Genomic DNA, 11516 nt, shown 5'->3' with positions numbered 1-11516 from the left:
ACGCCGCCCGCCGATCCGCGGGGAGTCGGTCAGGCGGCGCAGGTGCCGGTGTCGGCGCGCCGGGTCAGGTTGTCGGCGGCGTTGAGGGCGGCCGACACCTGGTCGGCGGTGAGGACGAAGCCGGTCTCGGAGTCGTCGAGCGCCGCCCCGAACACGACACCCAGCACCTGCCCGCCGGGGGTGATCATCGGACCGCCCGAGTTGCCGGACCGGACGACGGCGCGGATCGTGTAGACGTCGCGGGTGACGGTGCCGTTGTCGTAGATGTCGGGTCCGCGCAGCTGGATGCGGTCACGCACCTTGGCCGCGGTCGCGGTGTAGGGGCCGTCGAGCGGGTAGCCGAGCACGATCGCGTCGTCTCCGGCTCGACCCGCGTCGGGGGTGAAGGTCAGCGGATCGGCGTCGAGGTCGGGCACGGACAGGATGGCGACGTCGACCTCGGGGTCGTAGTAGACGACGGTCGCGGCGAGAGTGCGGGTGCGGCCGCCCCGGGACGGGACCTCGACCGAGGTCTGGTTCGTCCCCGCGACGACGTGCGCGTTCGTCATGACCCGCTGCGGGCCGACGACGAAGCCCGTGCCCTCCAGCTGCCGCTGGCACGAGGGCGCGCGGCCCCGGACCTTGAGGACGCTTCCGGCGACGTCGCGAACGACCTGGCTGCGGGCGAGCGCGGAGTCGGGCGGGCCGACGGCGGTGATCGGCGTCGGCGCGAAGGGGCTGAGGACGTCGGGGAACCCCGAGTCGTCGAGCAGCTGGCGCAGCTCGGCGGGGAGCTTGCGGGCGCCGGAGGGCATCACGGAGTCGACCGACTGCAGGACCTCGGAGCTGCGCACACTCGCCGCCAGCCCGGGGAAGCTCGCCGACGCCAGCGGGAGCGCGACCAGCCACGCCGCCACGACGACGGTGAACGCCTGCAGCAGCGAGCCGAGCGCGGAGTCGACCTTGAGCGTGCGCTCGCCGGTGATCCGGTCGCGGATGCGCCTCCCGAAGAAGACACCCGTCGTCTCCCCGAGCGCCACGAGCAGCACGACGACGACGATGCTCACGATCACCCGCGTGTGCTGCGAGGTGATCCCGGAGACGATGAGCGGGGCCAACCGCACGCCGAGGATGGCGCCGCCGAGGACGCCGACGAACGACAGGAACGCCACGGCCATCCCGTGGCGCCATCCCGAGACACCGGCGACGATCGCCAACAGCACGACGACGATGTCGACCCAGCTGATGCTCACGCCGTACCTCGCTCCGCTCGGTCCGACGCTTCGCACTGCTGCTGTGTCGACGGTTCGCTCGCACGCTCGCTCACGCCGTACCTCGCTCCGCCCGGTCCGACGCTCCGCGCTGCTGCTGTGTCGACGGCTCGTTCGCGAGCCTGCTCACGCGAGGACCCCGGTCATCCCCCGGCGACCTCCCGCCCAGTCGATCCGTCGCCGCGGGCATCCAGCGCTTCGGCGAGACTCAGCGTGCGCGACGGGGTCCACGGCCTTTCCCAACCCCCTGCATGCAACAGCGCGGACAATAAGCCCCCGGTGAAACCCCATACGAACAGCCCCGGCACCAGGAACGCCGGGCCCGTCCCGCCCGAGGGATGCCGGACGCTGATCCGGTTGGCGGGATCGGCGAGCTGCGCGAGCGGGACGCGCGCCACGCGAGCCGTCTCACCGGGATCGACGGCCCGCACCGCGACCGGTCGCGCCCAGTGCGCGAGTACCGGCGTCACGACGAATCCCGACGGCGGGACGAACAGGTCCGACAGCGTCGAGAGCGGTACGACGCCGGACGCCGCGAGCCCTGTCTCCTCCTCGGCCTCGCGCAGCGCGGCGCCCACGGGCCCGGAGTCGCCGGGGTCGATGCCCCCGCCCGGGAACGCCACCTGGCCGGCGTGGTTGCGCAGCCGGGCGGACCGCTCGGCGAGCAGGACGTCGGGACCGTCGGGGCCCTCGCCGAACAGGACGAGCACCGCGGCGCGGCGGCCGCCCTCGACGGGCGGGACGCGCCGGGCGGCGATCTGGGCGGGGTCGAAGTCGCGGGTGCGTTCGACCAGCGGGGCCAACCAGTCCGGGGCCTGGCCCGGGAAGAGCTCCTCGCTCACGGTTTCGCTCCGTGCCGGGCGACCGCGGCGGCGACGTCGTCGGCCGAGGTGAACGGGACCGGCGGCAGGATGGGGGTGACCGTGCCGTCGGCGTCGACGAGGTAGCTCACGGGTACCGCGGGCGGCAGCGAGAGCGCGGCGGCGAGCGTCCCGTCGGGATCGGCGACCGAGGGCAGCTTGATCCCCAGGTCGGCGAGCAGCGTGAGCGCGGGGCCCGGCTGGTCGCGGACGTCGATCCCGATCACCGGTACCGCCCCGGGGCGCGCCGCGTACTCGGCCAGCGCCGGCAGCTCCGCCCGGCAGGGCGCGCACCACGACGCCCACACGTTGAGCAACGCGCGCCTGCCCGCGAGGGCTGCGCCGAGGTCGACGGTCCCGCCCGTGCCGAGACAGGGCACGGACACCCCGGCCAGCGGCCCCGCGGCCGGGGCCCCGGACGGTGCGGGGCAGGGCGGCAGGGCGGCGCGCGCCTGCAGGGCGGCGACGTCGGCGTCGGACGTGGCGGCCGTGCCCGTGGCGCCCGACCCGCCCGCCGACCCGTCGGAGGAACCGCCCGGCCAGAGCGCGACGACGCCGAGCGCGACGAGCACCACGACGACGACCGTCGTGACGATCTCCGCCCGCCGCCCGCGCAGCGCGGCTCGGTTCATCGCCCCCGCCTGCGGATCGGGCCGGTCACGCGGAGGCGTCCGGCGACGCGGGCACGGTGGGACCGAGGCCGGCCAGCGCCAGCAGATGGTCGCGCTCCGGGCCCTTGACCAGCGGCGCGGCCTTCTCGGGATCGGTCGGTCCCGCGCCGAACGCCGGACAGTCGACGGCCAGCGTGCACACCCCGCACGCGGGTTTGCGCGCGTGGCAGACGCGGCGGCCGTGGAAGATCACCTGGTGCGACACGATCGTCCAGTCGCGCTTGGGGACCAGCGCGCCGACCGCGTGCTCGACCTTGACCGGGTCCTCCTCGTCGGTCCAGCCCCAGCGCCGGACGAGGCGGCCGAAGTGCGTGTCGACCGTGATCCCGGGGACGCCGAAGGCGTTGCCGAGCACGACGTTGGCCGTCTTGCGGCCGATCCCCGGCAACGTGACCAGGTCCTCGAGGCGGGCAGGGAGCTCGCCGTCGAACCTGTCGACGACCGCCTGCCCGAGCCCGATGAGCGACGACGTCTTGTTGCGGTAGAAGCCGGTCGGCCGGATCAGCTCCTCCAGCTCCGTGCGGTCGGCCTGCGCGTAGTCGAGCGCCGTGCGGTAGCGCGCGAACAGGGCCGGCGTGACCTCGTTGACCCGCACGTCGGTGGTCTGCGCCGACAGCACCGTGGCGACGGCCAGCTCGAGGGGCGTGGTGAAGTCGAGCTCGCAGTGCGCGTCGGGATAGGCGGCGGCCAGCGCGCGCAGGATCCGGCCGACGCGCCGGGCCCGGCCGATCGAGCTCTCGCCCGCGGCGACACGGGCCGCGAGCCGTGCCGCGCTGCGCCGATCCGGCAGCGTCCGGGCAGGGGTGCTCACGACCCCGAGACTACGTGCGCGGACCGACACGCCCCGACCGGTGTCCGCGCCGTGGCCGTTCGCCGAGTAGGTCACGAATGAGTATCGGCCGCAGCGGTTCGCCGCCCCCGGTGCGCGCCGACCGTCCCGGGTGCGGAATCATCCCCCGTGACATGACTGCATGGCTTTCCGTCCTCGTACCGCTGCTGGTGATGTTCTTCGCGCTCGGCATGGAGCGCGTCGAGTCCCGGCTGCGCGACGCCACCATGCCCCAGGACGAGCTCGACGAGATGCTCGAGCGGCCGCGCCCGGAGGAGGTCAGGGCGATGTTCCGGCAGGGGACCGCCCGGGCTCTGGAGCTCTTCCGGCTGCGCAACCGGCGCCCCGGCAAGCGCAAGCCCGCGTCCGAGAGCAAGATCGCCTCTTGACGCGTGAGGCCGGTGGGTACGGGTCCACCCCTCGGACGGGTGGATGTCGGGGTGACCGCTCGTCGCAGTTCGGGCACTTACCCCCTAGACTGACGCGCCGATGATCCGCGCCGACCGGCGACGGATGACATGAGGAGCGGGACTGTGGACGAGGTTCTGATCCGCGCCGGGATCTTCCAGGGCGTGGAACCACATGCGGCGGAGGTGCTCGCGCAGGCGCTGGAGTCCGCCGAGTTCCCGCGCGGGCACGTCATCTTCTCCGAGGGTGAGCCCGGCGACCGTCTCTACATCATCGGCAGCGGCAAGGTGAAGATCGGCCGGAAGTCGCCGGACGGTCGCGAGAACCTGCTCATGGTCGCCGGGCCGTCGGACATGTTCGGCGAGCTGTCGATCTTCGACCCGGGGCCGCGCACGTCGTCGGCCACGGCGGTCACCGAGGTCCGCGCGTACACGATGGACCGCGGCGCGCTGCGCGAGTGGATCGGCAAGCGCCCCGAGATCGCGGAGCAGCTGCTGCGCGTGCTCGCCCGTCGCCTGCGCCGCACCAACAACATGCTGGCCGACCTGATCTTCACCGACGTCCCCGGTCGGGTCGCCAAGTCGCTGCTGCAGCTCGCGCGCCAGTTCGGGTCGCAGGAGTCGGGTCTGCTGCGGGTCACCCACGACCTGACGCAGGAGGAGATCGCGCAGCTCGTCGGCGCGTCGCGCGAGACCGTCAACAAGGCGCTCGCCGACTTCGCGCACCGCGGCTGGCTGCGGCTCGAGGGCAAGAGCGTGCTGATCCTGGAGCCCGAGCGGCTCGCGCGCCGCGCCCGTTAGCCGCCGCGTAACCCACTGGCACCGACCGCACCCGACATGTGAATGTCGGAGGCGTGTCCGTTTCGCTCTCCGACTACCGCGCCGCGGTCCGTACCCCCGGCGCGGCGGTCCCCGTGCTCGGCTCGGCGCTGGGCCGGCTGCCGATCGCGATGTACGGCCTCGCCGTCCTGCTCCACGTGCAGCGCACGACCGGGTCGTTCGCGTCCGCGGGTCTCGTCTCGGCCGGCATCCTGGTCGGGATGTCGGTCGGCGCGGTGGCGCAGGGCCGGATCATGGACCGCCGCGGTCCCGCCCGGGTGCTGCTCGTCGTCGCCGCGCTGTTCGCCGGGGCGTCGGCCCTGCTGCTCGTGCTCGTCGCGACCGGACGGCCGCTCGGCGCGTTGGTGGCCGCCGCGGTGCTCGCGGGCGCGACGATGCCGGCCCTGCCCGGAGCCTCGCGCTCACTGTGGACGGCGCTGCTGCCGCCCGGCCCGCGACGCGACGCCGGCTACGGCTACGAGGCGATCAGCCTCGAGGTGTTCTTCATCCTCGGTCCGGCCGTTGCGGCGTTCCTCGTCGCCGCGCCGTGGCCCGGCACCGGCGCGCTGGTGGCGGCGTCCGCGATGGTCGTCGGGACCGTGGTGTTCGCGTGCAGCCGGGCCGTCCGCGCGGTGCGCGGCGTCCCGCGCCGGACCGGTCGTTCGGTGCTCGGTGCGCTCGCGAGTCCCGGGATGCGCACCGTCGCGCTCGCGTCGCTGGGGTTCGGTGTCGTCGTCGGAACGGTCGAGGTCGGGGTGCCCGCGGTGACGTCGGCGGCCGGGTCCGCCGCCCTCGGCGGTGTCCTGCTCTCGGCCTGGTCGGTGACGTCGGTACTGGGCGGGCTGGGCTACGCGGCCCGGCCGTGGCCGCGCCCGCTGCACCTGCGGCTCCCGGTCCTGCTGGTCGGCTTCGCGGTCGCGGTTGCCGCCATGACCCTCGCCGCGGCGACGGGCTCGGTCGTCGCGACGGCACTGGTCATGCTCGTGGCCGGGGCCCTGATCACCCCGCAGACGACGGCCCACTCCGTCGCGATCGACGTCGTCGTCGCGGAGGGGGCGGGCACGGAGGCGTTCGGGTGGGTCGTCACGGCCGCGACGGTGGGCATCGCCGCGGGGCAGTCCGGGGCAGGTGTCGTCGTCGAGGCGATCGGGCCGCACGCGGCGTTCCTGGTCGGCGGCGTGGGCGGACTCGTCGTCGCCGCCGTGCTGTGGCTGCGGCGTGCTTCCGTCGAGTCCGCCGCGACCCCCGAGGCCGTGCCCGCCTGACCCAGCCGGGTCAGCGGGCCGCGCGCAGGTACTCCAGCTGCGCCTTCACCGAGCTGTCCGCGGCCTTCCACAGCACGGGGTCGACGTCGGCGTACACGATCTCCACGACCTGGCGCGGCGTCGCGTCGGGGCCGAGTGTGTCCAGCGCCCGGCGCACCTGGTCGAGCCGCTCCTCGCGGTGCGCGAGATAGGCGCGGGCGGCCGCGGGCGCGTCGGCGAGCTCGGGGCCGTGCCCCGGCAGGACGTCGGTGCCGTCGGGCAGCTCGCGCAGCAGCCGCAGCGAGTCCAGGTACGGGCCCAGAGAGCCGTCCGGCTCGGCGATGACGGTCGTGCCCCGGCCGAGGATCGTGTCGCCGGTGAGGACCGCGGGGCCCGGGTCGCCGGGCCCGTCGAGCACCAGGGAGATCGAGTCGGCGGTGTGCCCGGGCGTCGACAGGATGCGCAGCTCGACCCCGGCGGCCGCGACGACGTCGCCGTGGGCCAGCGCCTCGGAACCCAGCACGAGCGACGGGTCCAGGGCCCGCACCGGCGCGCCCGTCAGCTCGGCGAACCGGCGGGCGCCGCCCGCGTGGTCGTGGTGGTGGTGGGTGAGGATCACCAGCTCGACGGGCCCCTGCGCGGCCACCCGGGCGAGGTGCTCCTCGTCGTGCTCGCCCGGGTCGACGACGACGCAGCGCTCCTCGCCCGGCGCGCGCAGCACCCAGGTGTTGGTGCCCTCCAACGTCATCGGCGAGGGGTTGTGCGCCAGCAGCACCGACGCGAGCGCCGTCACCGGACGCAGCTCGCCGTAGGACGGGTGCGCGCTCATCGGGCGCCTCCCGTCCGCACGACCCCTGCCGCGACGTCCGGGTCGTAACCGGGGTCGCCGGGCAGCAGCACCCGCGGTCCCGGCCCGACGACCATGGGCAGGATCGGGCGGATCGGCCCGTCGGGCCCGGCCGCGTGCAGCGACGCCGCGTCGGGATGGCGGGCGATGTCGGTGAGGATCGCGAGCGTCGGGCGCATCAGGCCGATCTCCTTGTCGCGGTGGGCGGCCAGGGCGTCGGACGGCGACCACCACGACGCCTCGACGGCCTCGGTCGTGTGGGCGTCGGCCTCCTGCCCGTCGGGGACGAGCGCGGTGAAGAACACCGTGTCGTAGCGCCGGGGCTGCACGACCGGCGTGATCCACCGCGCCCACAGGCGCAGCAGGTCGGCGCGCAGCACCAGGCCGGCCTCGGCCAGCACGTCGCCGAACGTGCGGGTCCTGGCGACGACGTCGGCCCGGGCCTCGCCGAGGACGCCCTGGTCGACGGGGGTGCCGTCGGGCCGGGAGGCCAGCAGCACCCCGGACTCCTCGAACGTCTCGCGCACCGCCGCACGCACGAACCCGGCCGCGACCGTCGGCTCGGTGCCGAGCCGGTCGGCCCACCAGCGCGGTGCGGGACCCGACCAGGGAGCGGGATCGTCGAGGTCGGTCCGGTCGACGCCGCCGCCCGGGAAGACGGTCATCCCGCCGCCGAACGCCATGCCCGTCACCCTGCGCTGCAGGAAGACCTGGAGGCGCCCGTCGGGCCCGTCGCGCAGGAGCAGGACCGTCGACGCGGGGCGGGCGACCACGGGTTCCGCGGGGCGTTCCGCGCCGGCACTCACCGTCGCGACGTTAGCCGATCCACGGCGCGGTGCAGCGTGAGCGGGCCCACGTCACCGGGCAGGATGAGGGTATGCAACGACTGCGGATGGGCCTCGTCGGAGCCGGCCCCTGGGCGTCGACGGTGCACGCGGCGGCCATCGCCGCGCATCCCGTCGCAGAGCTCGCCGGGGTGTGGGCCCGTCGGTCCGAGGCCGCTGCGGCCGTCGCCGACGGCACGGGTGCGCGGGTGCACGCGACGTTCGACGAGCTGGTCGCCGACGTCGACGCCGTCGCGTTCGCCGTGCCTCCGGCCGTCCAGGGCGAGCTCGCTCCGCGGGCCGTCGCCGCGGGGCGCCACGTCGTGCTGGAGAAGCCGTTGGCCGCCGATCTCGCGGCCGCCGAGGGACTCGAGCGCGCGGTCGCGGACGCCGGCGTCGTGTCGACGGTGGTCCTCACGCTGCGCTACGACGCGGCGGTCCGCGCCTGGATCGCCGCACTGCCGACGGGCCCGGCGGGGCCGGACACCGTCGGCGTCGGCCGCTGGTTCTCCGGGGCGCTGCTGGGAGGCCCGTTCGCCGCGTCGGCATGGCGCGTCACGCACGGTGCGCTGCTCGACGTGGGACCGCACGTGATCGACCTGCTCGACCTCGCGCTCGGCCGGGTCCAGGGCGTCGACTGGGCGCACCGGTACGACGACGGGCTCTGGGCGTTCGGCCTCGCACACCAGGGCGGGGCGCGCAGCAGCGTGTCGATGTCGCTGCGCGTCGCGACGGACCCGACCGAGTTCGAGGTCGCCATGTTCGGCGGCGCCGGCCGGTACCTGCTGACCAGCCGGCCCGAGGACGCCACCGTCCCCTACTCGACGCTGCTCGACGAGTTCGTCGCCGACGTCGCCGCCGGGCGGACCGACGGCCCCTGCTCCGCCGCCCGGGGCCTGCACCTGCAGCGGATCACCGAGCAGGTCTCGGCCCTCGCCGGCTGACCGGCGGGACCGTCCGCCGCTCGGCTCAGCCGGCCAGGTCGGGTGGGTCGGCCTTCCCTGCGCCGTTCTCGCTCGGAGCCCCGGTCCCCTCGCGCGCGGCGAGCTCGACCTGGAGCAGGCGCAGCAGGTCGCGCTCGGTCGCGGTGAGCGTCGACATGGGGTCGACGACGCCGTCGTCCTGCTCTTCGTCCGGTGCCGTGGACGTCTCCGCGGCGGGCGGGGAGACGTGGGCCCGGCGCCGCGCGGGCCGGGGTGCCGGCCGCGGCGCGGGTTCGACGAACGGCGTCTCCGTCGCGGCGGCCGCCGGCGCATCCGTCGACGCGTGCGTCGCGCCGCCGTCCGGGCCCTCGGTCGTCGGCACGATGCCCCCGACACCCAGCGGATCGGCGGGGTCGAGGTCGACCGGCCGCTCGTCGTGGGGCGCGGCGGTCGCCGGCCGGGGTGCCGACTCGGCGAACAGGTCGTCACCGGACACCGCCGCCGTCTCGCCGTCGGTGGCGAACGGGCGGGCGAACTGCGCCGCGTGCGACGACCGGCGCGGCAGCCCCGTCCCGGCCGTCGGCGAGGCGACGAAACCGCTCGGTGGGGTCGGGGCACCGGCCCGTGTGGTGCGGGCCGTGTCGCCGGTGGTGTCGCCGGTGGTGTCGTCGGGTCCGGCGACGTCGGCGCGCTCGCCGGTGATCGCCCGGAAACTGCCGGTGGGCTCCAGCAGGGGGTCGAGCAGCGGCTGTCGCAACGGGCCCAGCAGCGGGTCGTTCATCTCGGCCAGCAGCGGCGGATCGCCGTCGTCGGGAGCGGTCCCGTCCTCGGGCCTCTCCTGGGGCCTGTCGCGGTCCTCGTCGTTGCCGCGGGCCGGGATTCCGACGAACGGCGCTGCGGCGCCGTCGCCGACCGGCGCGGGCCTGACGACACGCAGCACCCGGTCCGGCCTGCTGCCCTCGTCCCAGCTGCCCTCGTCCCCGCTGCCGCCGTTCCCGCCGAGCGGGTCGTCCCCGGTGCGGTCGGTCGTGCGGGCGTCGGCGCCGCCGGGCCCGGAGTCCGGGGAGGTGCGGGCGGGCGCCCCGTAGTACGGGCCGGTGCGCGGCGGAGCGAGCGCCGGGTCCGGCGGGCCCGGCGGCAGTGCCGGATCGTCGTGGGCGTCCGTCTCCGATCGGCTGTGGGGCTCGTCCTCCGCGGCCGGTGCGTCCTCGGGACGGCCCGGCGGGGTGCGTCCGGGACCGTCCGGGGCGACCTCCTCCGGGCCGGTCACCAGCTGCGACGGCCCGGCAAGCGGGTCGACGCCGCCGTCCGTCGCGGCAGGCACGGGGGCGCCGTTGGGTGGTCGGCGCGGGCTCGCGGACGTCTCACCCTGGACCGGGTGCCCGTTCGCGCCGGTCTCGGCCGGGGCGACCCGGCCGCGCGGGTCGAGCGGACGGGCGCCGGCGGGCGGCCCGTCGGGAGCGAAGCCGATCCATTCCGGCCGCTCCTGATGGCGGGGCGCGGCAGCCGCGGGCGGGGCGAACCCGCTGTTCTGGGTGCCCTCCGGCGGGGTCGGTCGCTCGGTCGCGGCCTCGGCCGGGGCCGGCCCGACGGTCTCGGACCCGGCTGCCGCGGCCGACGGGACGCCGTTCGGCGTGGGGGCTTCGGGCGTCGGACGGGCGTGCGCGGCCCGGCCGGTGGGTCGCGGTCCGGTGGCCGACGGGTCCCCTCCGCCGTGCCGGCCGACCCCATTGGTCGGCGCGGGGGCCGGGGGGCCGTCCGGCGGCTCCGCCGCGCGTCGGCGCCGGGGGGCGGGTGCGGGCTCGGTGGCGGGGAACGTCGTCGTCGGCAGCTCGACGGCGGGCCGCGCGCCGGACGTCTCGATCGGCCCCGTGGGCGCCGAGGTCGGGCGGGCCAGGGCGGCCGGATCGACCGTCGTGGGCAGCACCGGTGGGGGGCCGGACGCCGCGGGCGGACGGAATCGGATGGCGGGATCCGACGGCGGGTTGCCCGGTGGCGGGACGTTCGTCGGATTCGGTGGCGGGGTGCTCGGTGGCGGGGTGCTCGGCTGCTGGACGGTCGGCAGCGCCGCGCTCTCGGTCACCGGCCGCAGCGGACGCATCGGGCGCGACGCGCCGCTCACCACCGGCACCGACGCGAGCCGTCCGGTCGCGGGCGGCATCGGCGGCTGGTCGGTGATCGGCGCCGCCGGCGCGGGCGACGGCACCGGACGGGCCGTGCTCAGCGCCTCCGCGTGGTAGGCGGGCAGCGCCGAGCCCGCGACGAACACCTCGACGCCGACGGAGAGCCCGATGCGCTGCAGCGTGGCCGACAGCCGGTAGGCGAGCACGTCCGCTGCGTGGTCCTCCGGGCCCGGCGTCCCGGGGATCTCGACGAGCAGCACCGGGTGCGGAACCGGGCCGGGCGCGGCGCCCGCCGGGGTGGTGCGCCACGTCAGCCAGCTGTGCCCGCCGCCCGGCCGGTGCGCGGCCAGGGCCTCCGCGACGCGCGCGCCGAGGCCGGGGGCGTCGGAGTCGGCGGCGAACCGGTGCGGCGTGCCGTTCTCGGGGGCCGCGACGGGCAGCCTGCGGTCGGCGTCGAGATCGATCCGCAGCCGTGCGGCCGCGGCGACGAGCGTCTCGCGCACGCGGGGCGGTACCTGCGTGTGCGCCGCGACCAGGGCGGCGGTGAGCAGCTCGAACGCGGGGGCGTCGTGCCCGACGGCGATGAGCTCGCGGCAGATGGCGAGGAGGTCGTCGTCGACCCTGCCGGCGAGGGCGAGCAGCAGCTCGTGTGTGGTCAGGGCCGTGGTCGAGAGTTCCGCCACGTGTCCTCCTTCGCCGCGCTCGCCGGGCTCCGGGGC

Annotated in this window: 11 protein-coding genes; 4 read left to right on the top strand and 7 right to left on the bottom strand. The window is 76.1% G+C overall.

Annotated elements, in window-relative coordinates:
- Positions 1-29: 29 nt before the first annotated feature.
- The 4 genes from PSED_RS32650 to nth form a co-directional block, all read right to left on the bottom strand.
- The gene (locus tag PSED_RS32650) at positions 30-1226 is read right to left on the bottom strand and encodes a MarP family serine protease (protein ID WP_041763019.1); all 1197 of its coding nucleotides are present in this window, start codon (positions 1224-1226) and stop codon (positions 30-32) included.
- A gap of 167 nt (positions 1227-1393) precedes the next feature.
- The gene (locus tag PSED_RS32645; RefSeq protein ID WP_013678482.1) at positions 1394-2092 is read right to left on the bottom strand and encodes an NUDIX hydrolase; all 699 of its coding nucleotides are present in this window, start codon (positions 2090-2092) and stop codon (positions 1394-1396) included.
- Positions 2089-2742, bottom strand: a complete 654-nt coding sequence (locus PSED_RS32640; protein ID WP_013678481.1) for a TlpA family protein disulfide reductase — start codon at positions 2740-2742, stop codon at positions 2089-2091. The genes PSED_RS32645 and PSED_RS32640 overlap by 4 nt, the downstream gene beginning before the upstream one ends.
- A gap of 25 nt (positions 2743-2767) precedes the next feature.
- A complete protein-coding gene (gene nth, locus PSED_RS32635) occupies positions 2768-3511 on the bottom strand; it encodes an endonuclease III (RefSeq protein WP_379652764.1) in 744 nt (247 codons plus the stop codon).
- Between the two features lie 233 nt (positions 3512-3744).
- Between nth and PSED_RS32630 the strand changes: the two genes are divergently transcribed.
- The 3 genes from PSED_RS32630 (at position 3745) to PSED_RS32620 (ending at position 6101) form a co-directional block, all read left to right on the top strand.
- On the top strand, positions 3745-3999 hold the full coding sequence (locus PSED_RS32630; protein ID WP_041760192.1) for a hypothetical protein: 255 nt from the start codon (positions 3745-3747) through the stop codon (positions 3997-3999).
- A gap of 144 nt (positions 4000-4143) precedes the next feature.
- Positions 4144-4818 carry a Crp/Fnr family transcriptional regulator gene (locus PSED_RS32625; RefSeq protein WP_013678478.1) on the top strand — a complete coding sequence of 225 codons (675 nt, stop codon included), beginning with the start codon at positions 4144-4146 and terminating at the stop codon, positions 4816-4818.
- Between the two features lie 53 nt (positions 4819-4871).
- Complete coding sequence (locus PSED_RS32620) at positions 4872-6101, top strand: MFS transporter (RefSeq protein ID WP_013678477.1); 1230 nt, start codon at positions 4872-4874, stop codon at positions 6099-6101.
- Between the two features lie 10 nt (positions 6102-6111).
- On the opposite strand, the gene PSED_RS32615 is transcribed toward PSED_RS32620, so the two are convergent.
- Entirely contained in the window at positions 6112-6909 is a 798-nt protein-coding gene (locus PSED_RS32615; protein WP_013678476.1) for an MBL fold metallo-hydrolase, read from the bottom strand.
- Positions 6906-7733: an NUDIX hydrolase gene (locus PSED_RS32610; RefSeq protein ID WP_013678475.1), complete on the bottom strand. Its 828-nt coding sequence runs from the start codon at positions 7731-7733 to the stop codon at positions 6906-6908. The genes PSED_RS32615 and PSED_RS32610 overlap by 4 nt, the downstream gene beginning before the upstream one ends.
- A gap of 71 nt (positions 7734-7804) precedes the next feature.
- On the opposite strand from PSED_RS32610, the gene PSED_RS32605 reads away from it, so the two are divergent.
- The gene (locus PSED_RS32605) at positions 7805-8695 is read left to right on the top strand and encodes a Gfo/Idh/MocA family protein (RefSeq protein WP_013678474.1); all 891 of its coding nucleotides are present in this window, start codon (positions 7805-7807) and stop codon (positions 8693-8695) included.
- Positions 8696-8720: 25 nt separating this feature from the next.
- On the opposite strand, the gene PSED_RS32600 is transcribed toward PSED_RS32605, so the two are convergent.
- On the bottom strand, positions 8721-11480 hold the full coding sequence (locus PSED_RS32600; RefSeq protein ID WP_013678473.1) for a hypothetical protein: 2760 nt from the start codon (positions 11478-11480) through the stop codon (positions 8721-8723).
- Positions 11481-11516: the final 36 nt, after the last annotated feature.

Origin of the sequence: Pseudonocardia benzenivorans CB1190, assembly GCF_000196675.2 — a bacterium.
GTDB classification, from domain to species: domain Bacteria; phylum Actinomycetota; class Actinomycetes; order Mycobacteriales; family Pseudonocardiaceae; genus Pseudonocardia; species Pseudonocardia benzenivorans.
Note: the sequence above shows the minus strand (reverse complement) of the source record. Positions and strands in the feature narration are given on the sequence as shown.